Genomic DNA, 18,362 nt, shown 5'->3' on the forward strand with positions numbered 1-18,362 from the left:
ACCTAGGCGAGCAGCTTGAAGAGCATCCTCACCTGGCCCACGAGCCCCCCGAAGGCGCCCTCGAGGACACGGAGGAAGACCGGCAGCGAGATGCCGAGGATGACGAAGCCGATGCCGATGTTGAGCGGCATGCTGACCATGAAGACGTTCATGGCGGGGAAACTGCGGGCGACGATGCCGAGCGCCACGCTGGTGGCCAAAAGCGCCACCGCCACCGGGGCGGCCAGCTTGATGGCGATCACCAGCATGCCGGAGGAGGCCTGGATCAGGAATTTCAGCACCCCCTCGTCGATGTGCCAGGCCCCCAGCGGGACGAGCTGGTAGCTCTCCACGATGGCCTTGATGAAGAAGTGGTGCACCCCCAGGGCCAGGAAGAGCATGGTGGCCAGGACCCCCTCGAACATGGCCATGGTGGGGACGTTGTTCTGGGTGGCGGGATCGAAGAGGGCGGCCATGGAGATCCCCATCTGGGTGCCGACCTGCTGCCCGCAGAACTCGACGCCGGCGAAGATCAGCTGGGAGAGAAAGCCCAGGGTGAGCCCGATCAGGCTCTCCCTGAGCACGAGGAGGCCGAGGCCGAGCGTGTCGCCGACGGCCGGGACGGCGGCGGGTTTGACGATGGGGAAGATGAGTAGCGCCAGCGAGAAGATCAGCGGCACCTTGATCCGGGTGGGGACCACCCGCGAGCCGAAGACCGGGATGGCCGCGAAGAGGCTGGCGACCCTGGCGAGCACCAGGGCGAGGGGGACCAGGTCGCTCAGGACCTTGATCGGGAGGGCCTCGAACACCCTAGTGCCTCATGTTGGCGATCAGGCCGTAGATCTCCCGGGTGAAGTCGCTCATGTAGCTCATCATCCAGGGAAAGAAGATGACGATGGCCACCATGACGGCGGCGATCTTCGGAGCGAAGGCGAGGGTCGCCTCGTTGATGGAGGTGACCGCCTGGAAGATACTGATCAACAGGCCGACCACCAGGGCGCAGATGAGGAGCGGGGCCGACAGCAACAGCACGGCTTCGAAGCTTCTCCTGCCTAGGGTTACCACGAGTTCGGGGGACATGGCGTTTCTCCGTTTTTACGATTAACCGAAGCTCTTGATGAGCGAGCCGATGATGAGCCCCCAGCCGTCCACCAGCACGAAGAGGAGGATCTTGAAGGGGAGCGAGATCATGACCGGCGGCAGCATCATCATACCCATCGACATGAGGACCGAGGCGACCACCATGTCGAGCACCAGGAAGGGGATGTAGACCAGGAAGCCGATCTGGAAGGCGGTCTTCAGCTCGCTCACCATGTAGGCCGGGATGAGGGTCATGGTCGGGATGTCGTCCGGGTTGCGCGGACGGGGGAGCTTGGAGAGCGAGATGAACAGGGCCAGGTCCTTCTCCCGCACCTGGGAGAGCATGAACTTCCTGATCGGGGCCACCCCGCGCTTCAACGCCTCGTCCTGGCTGATGGTCGCCGCCCGGTACGGCTGCAGCGCCTGGGTGTTGACCTGCTGCCAGACCGGCGCCATCACGAAGAAGGTGAGAAAGAGCGAAAGCCCGACGATGATCTGGTTGGAGGGGGCCTGCTGGGTCCCCAGCGCCGAGCGGAGAAAGGAGAGGACCACCACGATCCTCGTGAAGGAGGTGGTCATCATCAAAAGGCTCGGCGCCAGCGAGAGCACCGTCATCAGGAAGAAGATCTGCAAGACGGTGCTGACGTCGCCCGGCTTGGAGACCTTCCCCACCCCGACGCTTACCGTCGGCAGCGAAAGCGGCTCGGCGCTCGCACCGGCCACCACTATCAGCGAGAGGAGGGCCACCAAGAGCCCCCCCAGGATCCACCGCTTTTTCACGCGAAACCACCGCTTTTGTTGAACTGGGGAGCCTCCTGCCGGTTGGGGGTAAGCTCGCCCGCGAAGGTCATCAGTTTCTTTTTCAGCTGGACCGGGATCAGCGTCGCGTAACCGCGCTCGTCGACCACCTCGATCTCCTCCATCATGTCAACCTGCTTCAGGAAATTGACCCCCTCGCCGGAACTGCTCAAAAGGAGGTACTCGCCCCCCACCTCGACCAGCACGAGCTGCTTCTTGGGGGCCAGGTGCTTGGTCTCCACCACGCGGATGTAGCGGAAGCCGCCGGCCTGCGGGGCCTTCATGAGCTTGCCCGCCAGGTAGTAGAGGATCAGGATGATCCCGATCACCAGCACCAGCGAGCCGACCATCTGGGCCAGGCTCCCGGCCACGTCGAACCCTCCCCCCTCGGCCGCCAGGGCCGGCGAGGAGAGGAACATCATGGACAGCACTGCCGGAATCGATCGTTTCATAGCACCTTGTCCACCCTTTCGTTAGGACTGACGATATCGAGCAGGCGGATGCCGAACTTGTCGTTCACCACCACCGCCTCGCCGCGCGCCACCAGCTTGGAGTTGACGAAGACGTCCAGAGGCTCCCCGGCAAGCTTGGTCAGCTCCACCACCGAACCCTGGTTCAGCTGCAAGACGTCCTTCACCAGCAGCTTGGTCCTCCCCAGCTCCACCGTGAGCTGCAGCGGGATGTCCATGATGAACTCAAGGTTCTTCATCTGCGGGACGTCCTTCTGCTCTTCCATCACGAGCTTCTCACTCAAGCTTCACCCCCTCCACGCAAGGCGCGGCTCACCTGTACCGCCTTGTTGCCGCCGCTTACCCCCGCTATTCCCATGAATTTCTTGGTGCCTCCCACCTTCACCGTCAGCTCGTCCTTGTCGCTCGCGTCCAGCATGATGGTGTCACCCGGCGAGAGATCCAAAAGCTCGGCCAGGGTGATGGTGGCACCTCCCATTTCCACCGAAAGCTCCAGGGGAGCCTCCAGCAATTCCTCCGACAACCGGTAGGACCAGAGCGGGTCCACCACCATCATGTCGGTCTGCATCCCGCGCTTTAGCTTGTCGCGGATCGGCTCGATGGTCATGAACGGGATGGCCATGATCATGTTCCCCACCGTCTCCTCGATCTGGATCTTCATGGAGACGGTGTGGACCTGGTACTCGACCGGCACGATGTTGACCAGGCGCGGGTTCATCTCCATGCGGAGCAGGCTCATGTCGACCGGGCAAAGCGGCGCCCACGCCCTCTCCAGGTCGGCCAGCACGTCCTTGACGATCTTCTCGGCGAGCCTCAGCTCGATGGAGGTGAACAGCCGATTGATGGCCTGGCCGGCGGTCATCCCGCTCCCCCCGAGGATGCTGTCCACGATGGTGAAGACCAGCGTGGAGTCGAGGGCGACCAGGGCGGCCCCCTTCAGGGGGTCCATCTTGTAGATCGCCAAGCAGACCGGCGAGGGGAGGATATCCATGAAGTCGCCGAACTTGTGGGCCCGCGCCTCCCCCTTCTGGATCTCCACCATGCGTCCCAGCCGGTTGGAAAGGGTGACCCGGTTGTAGCGGATGAACCCGTCGTAGACGATGTCCAGGTTGGGGATGACCCGGTGGGCCTCGACGTCGAGGAGGTCGAACTCCTCGGCCTGCTGCCCGACCTTGGCCAGCTCCTTCTCGGGGACGATGCTCCCCTCGAAAACCGCCGCTACCAGGGCATCGATCTCTTCCTTGGTGAGGATCTTTTCCATCGCAGGCACCTTCTACTGCACCACGAAGTCGGTGAAATAAACCTTGGTGACCTTACCGGGGGGGAGGATCTTGGCGACCGAGCCCAGGATCTGCTCTCGCAGCTGGTTCTTGCCCTGCAGGTCCTGGATCTCCTGCATGGTCTTGGTGGTCAAAAGGATGAGGATGGCGTCCCGCATGGGAGCGACCTTGGCGTCCAGGTCGGCCTTGGCCTGCGGGTTGGCGAGCTCGAACTCGACCTTGATCTTCAGATAACGGATCTCCTGCCCGTCGTATATGTTGACGATGAAAGGCTCCAGCGGATAGACGGTGGAGGCTGCCGCCCCCCCTTCGCCCCCCTTGGATTCGCCATGTCCCCCTTCGGACTTGGCTTCGCTCTTGGCCTCCACCTTGGCGCCTTCGGCGGCCTGTCCCTTCTTGTCGGACTTGCCCCCCATGAAGAACATCGCCGCCGCGCCGAGGATGGCGACCGCTACGATCGCCGCGCCGATGATGATGAAGAGCTTCTTGTTGTCTTTCGGTGGGGCGTCCTGAGCCTTTGCCTGTTCGGCCATACCCGAATCTCCTTTGTATCCTGAACTGGGTGGTTACGAGAGAGACTCATTGCAACGGGGGTGCCAGAAAGTTCGGCCGACGGCGAGATCGACGGGATCACTGAGAAATTTGGCGGCGGGGAAGGGAAATATCGGGAATACGGGGGGGAAAAGGAGAACGGCGTCCGCACGGCGACCAAACGGCAACGCCTGGCAGGCGCGCCGGCGGTCAAATTATTGACCACGGCGGAGCGGGCGCCGACGCGCCTTCGCCGGACCGGAGCGGTTCGAGAGGCCTCCGCCGGGGGGAAGCAGGGGGTGCCGGGAGACAAAAGCCCGCTTCCCCGCCTACGACGGCCCCTTTGGCGCGGCTGTCATCACTGAGGCACAGTGTCAGAGGTCCGACACAAGCTCGCTGGCCGGGAGCGGTGGGGCGGCCTTAGACGGCCGGCGCAAGCCCCCCCCTTGTCAAAGGGTGGACAGGGGGGATTTTGCCCGGGGAGCGTTTTCCGCCTCTGCGTGCCCGCAATGGGCCGGCGGAAGCCGGACGCACCCATCCCGTCGTGCCCCTCGAGGAGCGGGGAGTGCCGCGGGGGGGCGCGGCGGACCGCGCCCCCCTTTTACTGGTGCCTCACCGGATTAACGGATCAGCTGCAGCACTTCCTGGGTCATCTGGTCGGTGGTGGTGATGGTCTTGGAGTTGGCGGAGTAGGCGCGCTGGGTCACGATCATGTTGACGAACTCGTTGGCCATGTCCACGTTGCTCTGCTCCAGCGAGTTGGAAAGGATCTTCTCGCTGGTGCCGTTGGCGGTCGCGGCGGCGAAGGTCGGGGTAGCCGTGGCGGCGCCGGAAGCGGCAGTGGCCTGGTAGAGCGAGCCGCCGACCTTGCTGAGCGCGCCGGGGCAGGGGACGGAAACAACCGCGATGGAGACGGTCGGGGTCCCGGTCATAGGGAGGCCGGCCACGCCGTTGCCGTTATAGAACTCCTGGGTGACGCCGTCGGTGGCGAGGTAGGTGATGTGGCCGGTGGAATCGATCTTGGTGACCTTGCTGAAGTCGGCAGGGAAGGTGATCGGCTTGCCGTCGGTGCCGAGCACCTGGTAGCCGTTGGGGTTCACCAGGGTGTTTGAGCTGTCCACGGTGAAGGCGCCGGCGCGGGAGAGGTAGGAGGCGGCCGGGCTCCCCGCGGCTACCCCCGGGGCCTGCAGGGAGAAGAAGGTGTTCCCCTGGATGGAGAGGTCGGTAACGTTCTCGGAGGTCTGGGCGGAGCCCTGGGTGAACATGTTCTGGACGGTCTGCACCTGGACGCCCTTACCGATCTGGGAGTTGTTGACCGTGTTGTCGGAGAGGAGGTCCGCGAAAACGGTGCGGGATTCCTTGAAGCCGACGGTGTTGACGTTGGAGATGTTGTTGCCGATGACGCTCATTGCTGCGCCGTTAGCCTGCAGACCGCTTACGCCGGTGAAAAGTGCGGAAGTAACGCTCATTGTGTGCCTCCTAAAGTCCTTTTTGGTTGCGGACACCTCAGTCGGTCGGTGTCCCGGGGCTTCCTCAGGGAGGGCCAGCCCGTTTACGGTTGATTATCGGTTAAAAGTTAGCTCGTTACAGGAGTACTGCCGAGTCGATGTTGGTGAAGACGTTTCCCTTGAGACTCTGCCGGTCCATGGCGGTGACCACTGTCCGGTTTTTGACGCTGACGACCAGGGCGGCGTCCCCCATGACGACCAGGGATTCCTTGCCACCCTTCTGGGCCACGCTGTCCACCGCTCCCGCCAACTGTTTCAGGTCGGCCTCCGAGAGGGTGATGCCGCGCGACCTGAGCCTCTCCTGCGCGTGCTGCGAGAGGCGCACCGGCTCGCCGGAGATCTTCTGGTCGAGGACCTTGGCGAAGGGAGAGTTGCTCCCTGCCGGCTGTCCCTGCGGCACCTGGTTCGGTGTGGTGCGGGGCCTGACCGGGGCCTGTATGGGTTGCGGAAAAAGGACGCTGTTGTCGATCATGCTAGGCCCCCACGGAGGTGACGTCGGTGAGGTTCAGCCGTACGTTGCCGATGGTCAGGACCGGGGTGGCTCCCGACATGTCGACCCCGTCGACCTTCCCCTTGATGAGCGGGGTGGCCACCACGTTGTTGCCGCTGGAATCCTTGGCGCTCACCGAGAAGCTGTAGGCGCCGGAGGCGAGCTGGTTGCCCGAGGCGTCGGTGCCGTCCCAGGATACCGAGCCTTCGCCCGCGTTGGTGGAGCCGGCGGTGATGGTCTTGACGACCGCGCCGGTGGCATCCTTGACGGCGACCGTCAGCGAGTCGGCCGCACCGGCCAGCGAGAAGTTGATGTTGGTTGCCGATCCCGACTGCAGGTTGACCTGGGAACCGGGTGCTTCCACGGTCTTGCCGATCATGGAGACCGAGGACATGGTCATGCCGTTGGCCCCCTGGTTGAGAAGGCTCTGCAGGTTGGTGTTGGTGTTGTAGGCCTGCTCCACCTGGGTCAGCTGGGCCAGCTGGCTGATGAACTGCGAGCTGTCCTGCGGGTTCAGCGGATCCTGGTTCTGCAGCTGGGTGACGAACAGCTTGAGGAAGTCGTCCTTGTTGAGCCCGGCCGACTGCTTCATCGCCGCGTCGGCCGCAGAGGTGTTGGTGGTGGCCGCGGTGGTTGTTACGTCGGTTATCATGTTGCCTCCTAGTTTACAGCCTGACGCTGACCAGGTTGTCGGTCTCCTCGGTCACGTAGTTGACCTTGCTCGGGGCGGCGTCCGCATAGCCGGCGCTCCTCAGGAAGCGGGGAGTCGACTGCTGCTGGGAGTTCCCCTGGTCGGCGAGGGAGCCGTTGAAGCCTCCGTTGCCGGTGGAGACGTTGAACCCTTCCATGGTGAAGTTCTTCCCGGCGAGGGCCTGCTTGAGGTTGTCCAGGTTCCCCATCAGGAGATCCTTGACCATCTTGTTGTCGGCCTGCACCTCGACCTTCACGGTGTTGTCCACCATCTTTACCTGGATCTTCAGCTCACCCAGCTCGTCCGGGTTCAGCCTGACGGTAATTTGACTGTTCCCCTTGGCGTCGTGGGTTACCACCCCGTCCTTGACCTGGGCCATGATGCTCTGCTCCAGGCTCTTCAGGTGGGCCGAGCTTTCGGCCGGGGCGGGCTGGGCCGCCGGCTGGTTTTGCTGTGCGTTGAGCCCCGCGTTGAAGAACTGGTCCTGGGGCCGGTACTGCTCCTTCTGGAATCCGCTCTGGTTGTGTCCGTCACCGGAAGCCTTCTGCTCCGCGGCGCCCTGCGGCACGCCCTGGCTCCCCGCCTGGGTCAGCACTGCAGGTTTGGTGCCGGTGGTCTCGCTGGTGGCTACCGTGGTGGCCTGGGCCGGCTGGCCGGCCGGTTTCTCCGCAAAGAGGCTGCGGACGTGGCCGTCGGTGGCGGTAGCGCGGCGGTCGTTAGTGCCGGCAGTTCCCTCGTCCTGACGGGAATCCGCCGCCTGGCCTTGGGCGAAGGGGGCCATCGGGTCTTCGGCGGTGGCGGCTCCCTGGACCGGGGTGGCGGTCTGGGCGGCAACCGTGGTCACCGGCGTCGGCTGGGCGGCGCTGGCGTTCACGTTCTGCCCCTGCGGGTCGCTGGCGGGAGTGGCCGCCTGGGCCGGAGCGGGGTTCGGGGCTGCGGCGGAGGTGTCGGCTGGCGCCGGCACGGTGGCCGGGTGTGCTGCCGACGCCGGGCTCGGGCTCGGCGTGTTGGCCTGGTTGGTTGCTACGGGCGTCGAGGCCGGTTGCGTCCCCCCGTTCTGGGTGGTGGCACCCGCCTGCGCAGCGGGCTGACGTCGGTCACCCTCCACGCCGCCCACACTGTCATGGTCCGCCTGCGCCCCCTTCTGGTCGGCGCCGGCGACGGTCATACCGTCGAGCTCTGCTGGTTGCTGCTGTTTCACCTTCACCTGCCCCTCGTCGGCTCCCTGGGCCGGAGCCGCTGCCGCGTTGGCGATGCCGGTCGCCTGGAAGGTGGGGGCCGTTGCGGCCTCTTGGCTTGCTGCTACCGGGATCGGCTGGGCCGGGATAGCCGGCGTCTGGTCCTGAGCAAGGTTCGGCTGGCTGGCGTTAGGCTGAAGCTGACCTGCGTTAGGCTGAAGCTGACCTGCGTTAAGCTGAAGCTGGCCAGCGTTGAGCTGAAGCTGACCTGCATTAAGCGGAAGCTGACCTGCATTAAGCGGAAGCTGGCTTACGTCAGGCTGAAGCTGACCTGCGTTAAGCGGAAGCTGACCTACGTTAAGCGGAAGCTGACCTGCGTTAAGCGGAAGCTGGCTTACGTTAAGCTGAAGCTGACCTGGGTTAAGCTGAAGCTCCCCAGCGTTAGGCTGATGCTGGTTCGCGTTAGGCTGAAGCTCCCCAGCGTTAGGCTGAAGCTGGTTCGTTGCCGAAGCCGGCTGGGCCTCCTTGGCGGTTTCCTGACGGTTCACCGCCACTTCCGGCTGGCCGTTTCCTTGGGCAGCCATGGCACCCGCCATCGCCAACAGGCTGGGAGCGAAGCTCCAGAGCGGAGATTGCCCCGTCGACCGGGAATCGGCCGACTGCCGCTCGTCATCCGTTTCCACCTCCCCGTGCTGGCCGTCCTGCGGGGACGCCGCCGGGCCCTTCTCCTGCGGAGCGCTGGAAGCTGCCGCAGTCTCCCCTTCTTCACTCTCCACCACGGCAACCTGGAGCGGGTTCCCCCCGGCGGTTATCACCGGTTTCGCCGTGGCGGCCGCTTGCCCGCCCGCCGCACTTCTTGCGGATGATGCACCTTCTGGTGCCGCGCCCGTATCGTTGGCCGTGGTGGCCGCTGCCGGAGCCGAGCTCTGGGCGTTGACGCTGGCCTGCGCCCCCTGCAGGACGCCTGCGAAGTTTCCCCCGGCCGGAGCCGGCGTGGCGGGGAGATTCCCGGTAGCCGGAGCCATCGGCATGGGTGCCGCTGTTTGAAACATTGCTGCGCTTGAAATCATCGTTCTCACCTCCTTTTTTCCGAGAGTGGCGTGCGCCTTCGCGTCACGCTTTCCACAATCTTCTACCCGCTCCCGTGAGGGAATTCCCGCCTAGCGCGAGGAGAGGTTCGTCCTCGTCCACTCGAGCACCCGGGGCTGGGTCAGTAACGGTATCAGCTTGACCGCGGTCTTCTGGTCCATGATGTTCAGCATCTCGATGACCGTCTTGCTGTCGAGCTTGTTCATGAGGGCCGCCGCCTCGTCCGGCTTCAGCCCCTTGTAGATCTTGATCATTTTCTTGAAGCGCTCGTTGTCCTGCTGCTTCTTGGCCGCGAGCGACCCTTCGAGCGACTTCTTGGCGGCGTTCAATTCCTTGACACGGGCGTCGAGGGTGGCGGAGAGGCGGGCCAACTCCTGCTCCTTGGCCTTGAGGGCCGCCTCGCGCTGGTCCAGCTGCTGGCGCTTGAGCTCGAGGGAAGCGGCATCGGTGGCCGGAGGGCGGTAGCTGTTCCTGTTCTCGGTGGCACTCGCCTGGCCGGGCCAGTCGAACTGGGGACCCCAGTGGTACACGCCGACGGTAATCGCGAAGAGAACGAGGAGGACCTTCTTCATGCCCGCTCGCTCCTCCCCTGGACCGCCAGTTCGTCCAGGAACGCCCGCTCTTTCAAAAGCTGCTCCATCCTCAGGTCGCGCATCTTCTTCTCCTTGAAGACCTCCAGGGCCTTCTTCTCCTTGGCCGCGGTCAAAAGCGCCTCGCGCTTCTCCTGGACCGCCTTCTCGAGCATGCTCACCGAGCGGCGCATCTCCTCGATCTCGCGGCTCTTCCTGCGGGCGAAGGCGCCGTAGAGCTGGAGGTCCTTGGCGTCGATCCCCGATGCCTGCCGCTGGGCCAGCTCGTCGGTCAGCGACTCCAGGGCGAGCTTCTCGTTCAACAGCTGCTCGCGGGCGTTTTCGTGCTGCTGCCTCGCCTTGGCGAGCTCCAGCTGCTGTATCCTCTCCACTTCCTTGCGGAACTTGAGTACCTGCTCAAGCCTGAATTCGGGTCCTGCCATGGCTTAGCGCCTCCACTGTCTGCCGTCGGTCCGCCGTTGTCCGGTCTCCTTCCCCTTCCCGCCCGGGGATGCGTCAGCCATACCCGCCATCCTCGAAGATCGCTGCCAGGGAGGCCACCGCCTCGTCCATGTCGACCCCGTCGGTGACGTCCTGCTTGAGGTAGGCGATCATCTGGTCCATCTTGGCGATCGCGTAGTCGATCTTGGGATTGCTCCCCACCTTGTAGGCGCCGATGTTGATCATGTCCTCGGCCTGCCGGTAGGCGGCCAGGATCTCCTTGAACTGCCCGGCCAGCTGCCGGTGCTCCTTGCTGGTCACGTCCGACATCACGCGGCTCGCGCTGTTCAAAAGGTCGATCGGCGGGTAGATGTTGCGGGCCGCCAGCTCCCGGGTCAGGATGATGTGGCCGTCGAGGATGCTTCGCATGGCGTCGGAGATCGGCTCGTTGAAGTCGTCCCCTTCGACGAGCACCGTGTAGAGGCCGGTGATGCTCCCCCCCTGGAAGTTCCCGGTCCGCTCCAGAAGTCTCGGGAGCGCCGCGAAGACCGACGGGGTGTACCCCTTGGTGGTGGGGGGTTCGCCGATGGCGAGCCCCACCTCCCGCATGGCCATGGCGAAGCGGGTGGCCGAGTCCATCATGAGGAGCACCTTCTTCCCCTGGGCCTGGAAGTACTCGGCGATGGTGGTGGCGATGTAGGCGCCGCGCATCCTCACCAGGGGGGGCTGGTCCGAGGTGGCGACCACCACCACCGACTTCCGCAACCCCTCCTCCTGGAGGTCCTTCTCGATGAATTCCCTCAGCTCGCGGCCGCGCTCGCCGATCAGGGCGATCACGTTGACGTCGGCCTCGGTGTAGCGGGCGATCATGCCGAGGGTGGTCGATTTCCCGACCCCGGAGCCCGCCATGATGCCGACCCTCTGCCCCTCGCCGCAGGTCAAGAGCCCGTTGATGGCGCGGATCCCGAGGTTCAGCGGTTTCCTGATCGGGCGGCGCTTCATCGGGTTGACCGGGGACGCGTAGATCGGGTACTCGTCGCAGACCGCGATCGGCCCCTTGTCGTCGATGGGGGCACCGAGGCCGTCGATCACCCGCCCGAGCATGGCGGGGCCGACCCCCAGCGCCGCCTTCTCGCGCCGGACCGAGATGAGGCTCCCAAGCCCCACCCCCCTGAGCTCCCCCAACGGCATCAGGAGCGTCTTGTTCTCCCTGAATCCCACCACCTCGGCCGGGATGGGGGCGGAACCCTCGGAATGGACCTCGCAGAGGCTCCCGACCGCGGTCTCGGGGCAGAACCCCTCGATGACGAGGCCGACCACCTGGGTCACCCGCCCGTGAAAGCGGACCGGCTTGGCGCTCTCCACCACCGGGAAGTAGCGGGCGAGGTCAATCATTGTCTTCCTCCCGGCGGGCGTTGCGCTCCTCCCAGAGGCGGCGGAAGATCTCGTCCAGCTGCGCATCGATCCCCGCGTCCATGTTCCCCCTCACCGTCTCCACCAGGCAACCGGCGGGAGGGACGGCGGGATCGGGCTTCAGGGTCAGCGAGGGGTTCTCCCTCAAAAGCGGTACCAGCTGCGGGGAGTCGGCCAAAAGCGTGTACTCCTGCGGGTTGAGCCGCACCACCACGCTCCCTCCCGCGCTCGCCTGCTCGACGGTCGCCTGCACGAGGGCGGTCATGATCCCGGGGTCGAGGGAAAGCTCCCGGAGCATCACCTTGCGGGCGATCATCACCGAGAGCTTCAGGAGATCCTCCTCCACCTCGTGCATGAGCTTGCCGCGCAGGGCACCGGTGGCCAAAAGCGCCTGGCCGAGCGCCTCGCCCAGCTTGGCGAGCTCCGCCTCGGCCTGCTGCCTCCCCTCGCGGAACCCCTCGGCGTGCGCCTCCCGGATCCTCCGGATGGCCTCCTCCTCGGGGATCATGGGCGGGGGCTCGTAGACCTCCTCCTCGCTCTGCGGCTCGTCGGGCTCCTGCCAGCCGAGCACGACCGGCTTGAAGAGGTCGCCCGGGGCCGCCTTGAGCTCGCCGTCCAAAGGGACCAGCGTGAAGGGGTGGTGCTCCTCGTCGCTCTTCCTGATGATCTTAGACAAGGACATCGTCGGCTCCGCGTCCCGCGATAACGACCTTCCCTTCCTCTTCCATCTTGCGGACGATCTTGATGATCTCCGACTGGGCCTTCTCCACGTCGGAGAGCCGCACCGGCCCCATGACCTCGAGGTCCTCCTTGATCATCTCCGCCGCGCGGGAAGAGATGTTGCGGAAGATCTTGTCCTTGACCTCGTCGGTGGAGGTCTTCATGGCGAGCGTCAGGGTGTCGTTGGAGACCTCGCGCATGATGGCCTGGATGGCGCGGTCGTCCAGCTTGAAGATGTCCTCGAAGGTGAAGAGGTGCTTCCTGATCACCTCGGCCAGCGGCGGGTTCATGGTGTCTAGCTTGTCGAGGATCTTCTTCTCGCGGCTTCGGTCGAGGTGGCCGAACATGTCCACCACCTTCTCGACGCCCCCCACCTTGAAGCGCTGCACGCCGCCCAGCGCGGTCAGCTCGGCCCGGATCACCTCGTCGATCTCGGCCAGGATCTCCGGGGAGACCTGGTCGACCTCGGCGATGCGGATCACCACCTCGGCCTGCAGCTCCTGGGGCAAAAGGGCGATGATCTCGCTGGTCTGCTTCGGTTTCAGCTTGGCGAGGATGACGGCGATGGTCTGGGGGTGCTCCTGGGAGAAGAAGTTCGCGATGGTGCGCGGGTCCAGGGTGGCCAGCATGTCGGTCATGTCGCCGATGCCGGCGGTGCGGATCTCCTGCAAGAGGGTCTCGGCGCGGGTGGTCCCCAAGGCCTTCTCGAGGATCTTCTTGACGAACTCCTCCCCCTGGGAGAAGAAGCCGGTCTCCGGGTTGGTGATGTCGGTGAACTCGGCCACCACGTTGGAGATCTCCTCGCGCGGTACGTGGCCGAGCCTGGACATGCTCTGGCTGATCTTCTTGATGTCGGCGTCGTCCATATGGCCGAACACCTTGGCGGTAGCCTCGGGCCCCAGGTAGAGCAGCAGTACCGCGGCTTTCTCCGCTCCGGTCATGCGACACCTCGTGAAATGGTCGTGGTCGGGGTCATGGCGGCGCTATTCCTTGTGGGCGAGCCAGTTCTGGAGGATCTGGGCGACCTGGTAGGGGTCCTGCTTGACCTTCTCCACCAGTTCGAGCTGGGTGAGCCGCAGCTTCTCCTGCTCGCGCCGCTGCTCCTCCACCATGCGGGCGGTCTCCGCCTCGTTGGCGATCGGGAGGAAGCTGGCCGGCTTCTCGACCTTGAGCACCTTCATGAGCGGGCGGATCACGAAGAGAAGCAGCGCCAGGAACCCGAGGGCGATCACCGCGTACTTGATCGCGAGCTGGGCGATGGGTGCCTCGTACCAGGCTGGGGCCTCCATCCCACCCTCGCCGGTGTCCTGGAAGGGGATGTTGGCCACGGTCACCTGGTCGCCGCGCTCGGCGTTGAAGCCGACGGCACTCTTGACCAGTGCCTCGATCTTCGCGAGCTCGTCGGGGGAGCGGGGCTGGTACTTGGGCTTCGCGTCCGGCTTGGCCCCCGGGGAGAGTTCGTACTTGCCGTCCACCAGGATGGCCACCGAGATCTTGGAGAGCGCCCCCTCCGGCTCGAAGGTGCGGGCGGTGGTGCGGCTCACCTCGTAGTTGAGGGTCTCGTCGCTCTTGGAGCCGCCGCCGGTGGTGCCGGCCGCGGCCGGACCGCCGGTCCGCGCCATGTTGGACTGCACACCGGGGACCCCGCTCGCCGTGGTGGAGGTCCCCCCCTTCTCCTCGCTCCGCTGCTCGCTTCTCACCGCTGCGGTCTCCGGGTCGTAGCGCTCCTCGAAGCGCTCCACCTTCTTCATGTCGAAGGTGGCCGAGACCCGGGCGGCGGAGCGGCCGGTGCCGACCACCTTGTCCAACAGGCTCTGCAGCTTGTCCTCGGTCCCCTTCTCGAACTGCCGCTGGGCCTCCTGGCGGGCGCCGGTGAGCCTGGTGGCCGGGTCGGAGGAGGACGAGGTGGAAAGCATCTTGCCGCGGGAATCGAGCACGGTGACGTTGTCGGGGTCCATCCCCTCGATGGAGGAGGCGACCAGGTGGATCACCCCCTGCACCTCGGAGTCGCGCAGGGTCCGGTTGGAACGCATCTTCAAGACCACCGAGGCGGTGGCCGGCTTCTCCGCGTCCTTGAAGAGGGACTTCTCGGGGATGGCCAGGTGCACCCGGGCCGACTCGACCCCGGAGAGCTGCGAGATGGTGCGGGAGAGCTCGCCCTGCAGGGCGCGCTGGTAGTTGAGCTTCTGGACGAACTCGGTCATCCCGAAGTTCTTGCGGTCGAAGATCTCGAAGCCGACGCCTCCCCCCTGGGGAAGGCCGTCGCTGGCCAGCGAAAGCCGCAGGTCGTAGACCTTGTCGGCGGGGACCAGGAGCGCCTTGCCGTCGTCGGAAATCTGATAGGGGACCTTCTGCTCCTTGAGCTTCTTGACGATCTCGCCCGCATCGTCCGAGTTCAGGTTGGAGAAGAGCGGCCGGTAATCGGTCTTGTTGGCCACCACGATCAAGGCGGCGAAGGCCAAAAGGGAGGCGAGCGCCACCCCGGCCACCACGAGCCTCTTCCCGGTGCTCAGGGCAAGAAACGGTTCCAGCAGTTTTTTGAGTCCTTCCGGCATGGTATCCCCACAGGGAGCTCGAAGGTCACCCGGACATCCGGAGACCGGCTCCCGTCATCTCGAAGCGTTCGCGTAAGTCAGGAAAACGTAAATGAGGTCAAAATTTCGACACAGGGCCAGGAGGGGCCGGCACTAGACCGGCATCCTCATGATCTCCTGGTAGGCCTCGACCGCCTTGTTGCGGACCTGGGTCAGGAACTGGAAGGAGACGCTCGCCTTCTCGACCGCGAGCATCACCTCGTGCAGCCCCTTGCTCTCGCCGGTGGCGAGGCTCTGGATGGAGTGGTCGGCGCTCTTTTGGAGGCCGTCCACCTTGCTCATCATATCCTCCATCAGCTGACCGAAGCCGACGGTGGGATTGCCGGCGGCACTCTCCGCCTGCTTGACCGGAAACGCCTGGGAGACCCCTCCCCCTACCCCTTCAATACCGGTGATCTGCATCTATCTTCCTCCTTAGCGACCGATGTCGAGGGTCTTGATCGCCATGCTCTTGGCGGCGTTGGTGGCGGTGATGTTCGCCTCGTAGCTGCGGCTGGCCGAGATCATGTCGGCCATCTCCTCGACCACGTTGACGTTGGGATAGGCGACGTAGCCCTTGGCGTCGGCGTCCGGGTTGTTCGGCTCGTACTGCAGGCGGGGAGGGTTCTGGTCCTCCACGATGTTGGTGACCGCGACACTCCTCGCCTGGGTCGCGCGCCCGAGCGCCGCCCCGAAGGAGCCGGGGGCCGGGGTGGCGGTGAAGACCGCGTCCCGGCGGCGGTAGGGCCCCCCTTCCGCGGTGCGGGTGGAGTTGGCGTTGGCAAGGTTGGAAGAGATCAGGTTCATCCTGGTCCGCTCGGCGCTGAGAGCGGAGGCGCTGATGTCCATCGACGAGAAAAAGTCCATTTAGAGGGTTCCCCTTATCGCCTGCTTCATCATCTCGAATTTCTTGGTCAAGAGCTGCACCGAGGCGTTGTACATGATCTGGTTCTCGGCCAGACGGCTCATCTCGCTCTCCATCTCCACCCCGTTGCCGTCGAGGCCGGCGTTGGTGTCGGGCCCCTGCACCACCGTACCCTGCACCGCCTCCAGGGCCTGCGCCCCGTGGCGAAGCGGGATGTGGCGCGGGTTGGCGGGCGGGGTGTCGATGCTCCCTTTGGTAAGGGCGCTCTTTAGCTCCGACTCGAAGGAGACGTCCGATGGGGTGTACCCCGGGGTCTCCACGTTGGCCAGGTTGGCGGAGATGAGGATCTGCCTTTTGGCCCTCAGGTCGAGGGTCTTGCCGAGCAGGTCGATGGTGCTGCCGAATAAACTGTTGACGGGCATGGTGTCTGCCTCCTTGGGTGCTGCAGGGGGTCCAGCAAAAGCCGTACCAGCCGGAAGATGCCGGTTTTGCGACCTTTCCCGGCCGTCCGGGTCATATTTTTGACAGGATTCAGGGGAGCTCGCCGGCGATCTTGAGCCGCCACTTGAGGTCGTTTAGCGCCTCGACCGCCAGTTTCCCCCAGGTCCCCCCTCCCCCCCTGGCGGCCACCTGCTCCCAGGCCTCGCGCGCCTCGCGCACCTGGTTGAGCCTGAGGTGCAGCTCCCCCATCTTGTAGAGGAACTGGTCGGCGTCCTCCCCCTTGGCGAGCTTCACCCCGCGGCGGTAGCTGGCCAGGGCGCCGGCGAACTCCTTGAGGGAGCTCTGGGCGCCGGCCAGGACGAAAAGGCCGTCCAGGGCCAGCGGTGAGCTGTCGGGGACCCGGGCCACGAAGCGGGAGAGCGACTGCAGCGCGCCGCGCTGGTCGCCGGCCGCCACCTGGGCCTTCCCGAGGTAGTAGTCGCTCTCGGGGAACTCCGCCTTGCCACCCTTGGCGAGGAAGGCGAGCTCCGCCGCCACCTCCTTGAGGTTCCCCTTGTCGTAGGCCATGCGGGCCAGCTGTTCGCGGACCCTCCCGCCGTAGGCCCCGCCGGGGAAGCGGGCGAGGTACTCGCGGGCCGCGGCCTGGGCGAGGGTCTGATTCCCCAGGGCGAGGGCGTCCTCGACGATGCGGGAGACCAGGAAGGGGGCGGAGGAGGCCGCCCAGTTGCGGTCGGCCAGGTCCGGGAAGATCTCCAGCTCCTTGGTCAGCATCCCTGCGCTCCGGAAGGCGTCGGCCAGCCGGGGGGCGAAGTCGGGATCGGTGAAGCAGCGGCAGAGGAGCTCCCGGTTGTCGACGGCGAGCTTGGCGAGCGCCGCGGAATCCTTGGCGGCGTAGAGCTCGCGGTAGACCGGGAGGAGGAGCTCCTCGCGCATCTTCTTGACCACCGTCGAGAAGATGCCGCGGGGGTAGCAGGTGTCGTAGTTGACCGCGGCCTCCAGCGCGCCGCGGGGGGCGCCGTAGAGGGCCTTCAGGAGCGCGATCTTGAAGAGCGCCTCGTCGCGCACGGCGAGGTCGCCGGGGGCGCGGTACACGGCCTGGTAGCGTTCGAGCAGGGCGGGGTAACTCTCACGGGGGACGGTGAACATGTCCCGGTCGGCAAGCTTCATGCGGGCCCGGGTGGCCGCCACCGTCCCGTCCGCGTGGACCGCCAGCGTCCGGTAGATGGCGAGCGCGGCCTCCCCGTCGCGGTGGCGCTCGTACATCTGGGCCAGCCGGTCCAATAGCGGCGGGGCGTAGACCGTCCCGTTCAAGGCCTGGACCAGCCGGGAGAGCTGGGCGCGCCCCCCCGCGAAGTCCCCGCCGCGGGCCCGGGCCTCGGCGTAGCCAAGGGCGATGCCGGGGGCGTTCTCCAGGTAGGCCGGCCAGAGGGCCTCCCCCTGCCTGAAGCTCGCCAGGGCCTCCGGCACCCGGTCGAGCAGGAGGAGCGCCTCGCCCAGCCGGTAGGAGGCGAGCGCCTTGACGGCGGTGTTCCCCCGGGCCACGAAGCCGTTGAAGATCTCCAGCGCCTCGGCGGCCCGCTCGCGGTAGAGGAGCCCCTCCGCCTGCTGGAAGAGCTTCACCTCGTCGGCGGAGAGCTGCCCGGCCAGGAGCTTCGCGTCGGTAGGGGCGAAGGGGAGCGCGGTCCGGTAAGGGAGCTGGTAGTTCTTCACGAACTCCTGGATGCCGGCCAGGATCGGCTCGCGCCCCGGCAGGATGTCGGGGGAGAGCGCCACCTTCTTCGCGGAGGGCCCCACCTCCACGGAGAGGACGGAGGGATCGGCGAGCGCCACCGCCCGTACGCCGGGATCGTTCTCCCGGGTCCTGATGGTGACCGTCACCCCGTGGTAGCGGGGGGTGACGACGATGCCGGAGAGGTGGCCGTCGCTGTAGGAGCGGAACCGTTTGAAGGGGGGGGCGTCGGCCCCGGTGACCTCGATGACCACCCGTCCCGGGAGGGTGGAGACCCGGTACTCGGGGGGATCCTGGAAGAAGAGCCGGACCGTGGAGGAGCCGGGGTGGGGGATGACCCGTACCCTGCGCAGACGGTTGTCCTGCGCCTGGGCCGCCAGGGGGAGCGCGGCGACGAGGATCGCCGCGAAGGCGAGCCGGAGAGCGGAGCGTGTACGGGGGGGAGAGGTCATGGGAATGGGTTAGGCAAAAGCCATGCCGAACGGGCCGGCCTCCGCCGCGGGGATGCGGGGGGCTC

21 protein-coding genes are annotated in these 18,362 nt (G+C 65.7%); all 21 read right to left on the reverse strand.

Going from position 1 to position 18,362, the window contains the following annotated elements; translation table 11 throughout:
* Nucleotides 1-2: 2 nt before the first annotated feature.
* The 21 genes from fliR to ACYVL5_RS01815 all read right to left on the reverse strand — a co-directional run bounded on the left by fliR (nt 3) and on the right by ACYVL5_RS01815 (nt 18,297).
* On the reverse strand, nt 3-788 hold the full coding sequence (gene fliR / locus ACYVL5_RS01715; protein ID WP_460593815.1) for a flagellar biosynthetic protein FliR: 786 nt from the start codon (nt 786-788) through the stop codon (nt 3-5).
* A gap of 1 nt (nt 789) precedes the next feature.
* The gene (gene fliQ / locus ACYVL5_RS01720) at nt 790-1,059 is read right to left on the reverse strand and encodes a flagellar biosynthesis protein FliQ (protein WP_250677610.1); all 270 of its coding nucleotides are present in this window, start codon (nt 1,057-1,059) and stop codon (nt 790-792) included.
* Between the two features lie 21 nt (nt 1,060-1,080).
* On the reverse strand, nt 1,081-1,824 hold the full coding sequence (gene fliP, locus ACYVL5_RS01725) for a flagellar type III secretion system pore protein FliP (protein ID WP_460593880.1): 744 nt from the start codon (nt 1,822-1,824) through the stop codon (nt 1,081-1,083).
* An 11-nt stretch (nt 1,825-1,835) separates the two neighbouring features.
* Complete coding sequence (fliO, locus tag ACYVL5_RS01730) at nt 1,836-2,309, reverse strand: FliO/MopB family protein (RefSeq protein WP_460593816.1); 474 nt, start codon at nt 2,307-2,309, stop codon at nt 1,836-1,838.
* Nucleotides 2,306-2,593: a flagellar motor switch protein FliN gene (gene fliN / locus ACYVL5_RS01735; RefSeq protein WP_250677885.1), complete on the reverse strand. Its 288-nt coding sequence runs from the start codon at nt 2,591-2,593 to the stop codon at nt 2,306-2,308. The genes fliO and fliN overlap by 4 nt, the downstream gene beginning before the upstream one ends.
* A gap of 14 nt (nt 2,594-2,607) precedes the next feature.
* Entirely contained in the window at nt 2,608-3,588 is a 981-nt protein-coding gene (gene fliM, locus ACYVL5_RS01740; protein WP_460593817.1) for a flagellar motor switch protein FliM, read from the reverse strand.
* 12 nt (nt 3,589-3,600) lie between these two features.
* Entirely contained in the window at nt 3,601-4,140 is a 540-nt protein-coding gene (locus ACYVL5_RS01745) for a flagellar basal body-associated FliL family protein (RefSeq protein WP_460593818.1), read from the reverse strand.
* Between the two features lie 618 nt (nt 4,141-4,758).
* Entirely contained in the window at nt 4,759-5,607 is an 849-nt protein-coding gene (locus tag ACYVL5_RS01750; RefSeq protein WP_460593819.1) for a flagellar hook-basal body protein, read from the reverse strand.
* A 115-nt stretch (nt 5,608-5,722) separates the two neighbouring features.
* Entirely contained in the window at nt 5,723-6,118 is a 396-nt protein-coding gene (locus ACYVL5_RS01755; protein ID WP_460593820.1) for a TIGR02530 family flagellar biosynthesis protein, read from the reverse strand.
* Between the two features lies 1 nt (nt 6,119).
* Complete coding sequence (locus ACYVL5_RS01760; protein WP_460593821.1) at nt 6,120-6,788, reverse strand: flagellar hook assembly protein FlgD; 669 nt, start codon at nt 6,786-6,788, stop codon at nt 6,120-6,122.
* A 13-nt stretch (nt 6,789-6,801) separates the two neighbouring features.
* Entirely contained in the window at nt 6,802-9,075 is a 2,274-nt protein-coding gene (locus tag ACYVL5_RS01765) for a flagellar hook-length control protein FliK (protein ID WP_460593822.1), read from the reverse strand.
* Nucleotides 9,076-9,165: 90 nt separating this feature from the next.
* Nucleotides 9,166-9,666 carry a MotE family protein gene (locus tag ACYVL5_RS01770; RefSeq protein WP_460593823.1) on the reverse strand — a complete coding sequence of 167 codons (501 nt, stop codon included), beginning with the start codon at nt 9,664-9,666 and terminating at the stop codon, nt 9,166-9,168.
* Nucleotides 9,663-10,106 (reverse strand): flagellar export protein FliJ, encoded by a 444-nt coding sequence (fliJ, locus tag ACYVL5_RS01775; protein ID WP_460593824.1) that lies wholly within the window; start codon nt 10,104-10,106, stop codon nt 9,663-9,665. The genes ACYVL5_RS01770 and fliJ overlap by 4 nt, the downstream gene beginning before the upstream one ends.
* 73 nt (nt 10,107-10,179) lie before the next feature.
* A complete protein-coding gene (gene fliI, locus ACYVL5_RS01780) occupies nt 10,180-11,499 on the reverse strand; it encodes a FliI/YscN family ATPase (RefSeq protein ID WP_460593825.1) in 1,320 nt (439 codons plus the stop codon).
* On the reverse strand, nt 11,492-12,199 hold the full coding sequence (locus tag ACYVL5_RS01785) for a FliH/SctL family protein (protein WP_460593826.1): 708 nt from the start codon (nt 12,197-12,199) through the stop codon (nt 11,492-11,494). The genes fliI and ACYVL5_RS01785 overlap by 8 nt, the downstream gene beginning before the upstream one ends.
* The gene (fliG, locus tag ACYVL5_RS01790) at nt 12,186-13,178 is read right to left on the reverse strand and encodes a flagellar motor switch protein FliG (protein WP_460593827.1); all 993 of its coding nucleotides are present in this window, start codon (nt 13,176-13,178) and stop codon (nt 12,186-12,188) included. The genes ACYVL5_RS01785 and fliG overlap by 14 nt, the downstream gene beginning before the upstream one ends.
* 42 nt (nt 13,179-13,220) lie before the next feature.
* Complete coding sequence (fliF, locus tag ACYVL5_RS01795) at nt 13,221-14,792, reverse strand: flagellar M-ring protein FliF (protein WP_460593828.1); 1,572 nt, start codon at nt 14,790-14,792, stop codon at nt 13,221-13,223.
* A gap of 132 nt (nt 14,793-14,924) precedes the next feature.
* Nucleotides 14,925-15,233 carry a flagellar hook-basal body complex protein FliE gene (gene fliE / locus ACYVL5_RS01800; protein WP_460593829.1) on the reverse strand — a complete coding sequence of 103 codons (309 nt, stop codon included), beginning with the start codon at nt 15,231-15,233 and terminating at the stop codon, nt 14,925-14,927.
* A 12-nt stretch (nt 15,234-15,245) separates the two neighbouring features.
* Nucleotides 15,246-15,677: a flagellar basal body rod protein FlgC gene (gene flgC / locus ACYVL5_RS01805; protein WP_460593830.1), complete on the reverse strand. Its 432-nt coding sequence runs from the start codon at nt 15,675-15,677 to the stop codon at nt 15,246-15,248.
* Nucleotides 15,678-16,097: a flagellar basal body rod protein FlgB gene (gene flgB, locus ACYVL5_RS01810; RefSeq protein ID WP_460593831.1), complete on the reverse strand. Its 420-nt coding sequence runs from the start codon at nt 16,095-16,097 to the stop codon at nt 15,678-15,680. It abuts the gene before it with no gap.
* Nucleotides 16,098-16,206: 109 nt separating this feature from the next.
* The gene (locus ACYVL5_RS01815; protein ID WP_460593832.1) at nt 16,207-18,297 is read right to left on the reverse strand and encodes a tetratricopeptide repeat protein; all 2,091 of its coding nucleotides are present in this window, start codon (nt 18,295-18,297) and stop codon (nt 16,207-16,209) included.
* Nucleotides 18,298-18,362: the final 65 nt, after the last annotated feature.

It is taken from the genome of Geomonas sp. Red276, assembly GCF_054784495.1.

Excerpts from the sequence above, each read along its gene's own strand:
- fliQ (WP_250677610.1), bottom strand. The coding sequence starts at position 1,059 with ATGTCCCCCGAACTCGTGGTAACCCTAGGCAGGAGAAGCTTCGAAGCC.
- fliO (WP_460593816.1), bottom strand. The coding sequence starts at position 2,309 with ATGAAACGATCGATTCCGGCAGTGCTGTCCATGATGTTCCTCTCCTCG.
- fliN (WP_250677885.1), bottom strand. The coding sequence starts at position 2,593 with ATGGAAGAGCAGAAGGACGTCCCGCAGATGAAGAACCTTGAGTTCATC.
- fliM (WP_460593817.1), bottom strand. The coding sequence starts at position 3,588 with ATGGAAAAGATCCTCACCAAGGAAGAGATCGATGCCCTGGTAGCGGCG.
- ACYVL5_RS01745 (WP_460593818.1), bottom strand. The coding sequence starts at position 4,140 with ATGGCCGAACAGGCAAAGGCTCAGGACGCCCCACCGAAAGACAACAAG.
- ACYVL5_RS01750 (WP_460593819.1), bottom strand. The coding sequence starts at position 5,607 with ATGAGCGTTACTTCCGCACTTTTCACCGGCGTAAGCGGTCTGCAGGCT.
- ACYVL5_RS01755 (WP_460593820.1), bottom strand. The coding sequence starts at position 6,118 with ATGATCGACAACAGCGTCCTTTTTCCGCAACCCATACAGGCCCCGGTC.
- ACYVL5_RS01760 (WP_460593821.1), bottom strand. The coding sequence starts at position 6,788 with ATGATAACCGACGTAACAACCACCGCGGCCACCACCAACACCTCTGCG.
- ACYVL5_RS01765 (WP_460593822.1), bottom strand. The coding sequence starts at position 9,075 with ATGATTTCAAGCGCAGCAATGTTTCAAACAGCGGCACCCATGCCGATG.
- ACYVL5_RS01770 (WP_460593823.1), bottom strand. The coding sequence starts at position 9,666 with ATGAAGAAGGTCCTCCTCGTTCTCTTCGCGATTACCGTCGGCGTGTAC.
- fliJ (WP_460593824.1), bottom strand. The coding sequence starts at position 10,106 with ATGGCAGGACCCGAATTCAGGCTTGAGCAGGTACTCAAGTTCCGCAAG.
- fliI (WP_460593825.1), bottom strand. The coding sequence starts at position 11,499 with ATGATTGACCTCGCCCGCTACTTCCCGGTGGTGGAGAGCGCCAAGCCG.
- ACYVL5_RS01785 (WP_460593826.1), bottom strand. The coding sequence starts at position 12,199 with ATGTCCTTGTCTAAGATCATCAGGAAGAGCGACGAGGAGCACCACCCC.
- fliG (WP_460593827.1), bottom strand. The coding sequence starts at position 13,178 with ATGACCGGAGCGGAGAAAGCCGCGGTACTGCTGCTCTACCTGGGGCCC.
- fliF (WP_460593828.1), bottom strand. The coding sequence starts at position 14,792 with ATGCCGGAAGGACTCAAAAAACTGCTGGAACCGTTTCTTGCCCTGAGC.
- fliE (WP_460593829.1), bottom strand. The coding sequence starts at position 15,233 with ATGCAGATCACCGGTATTGAAGGGGTAGGGGGAGGGGTCTCCCAGGCG.
- flgC (WP_460593830.1), bottom strand. The coding sequence starts at position 15,677 with ATGGACTTTTTCTCGTCGATGGACATCAGCGCCTCCGCTCTCAGCGCC.
- flgB (WP_460593831.1), bottom strand. The coding sequence starts at position 16,097 with ATGCCCGTCAACAGTTTATTCGGCAGCACCATCGACCTGCTCGGCAAG.
- ACYVL5_RS01815 (WP_460593832.1), bottom strand. The coding sequence starts at position 18,297 with ATGACCTCTCCCCCCCGTACACGCTCCGCTCTCCGGCTCGCCTTCGCG.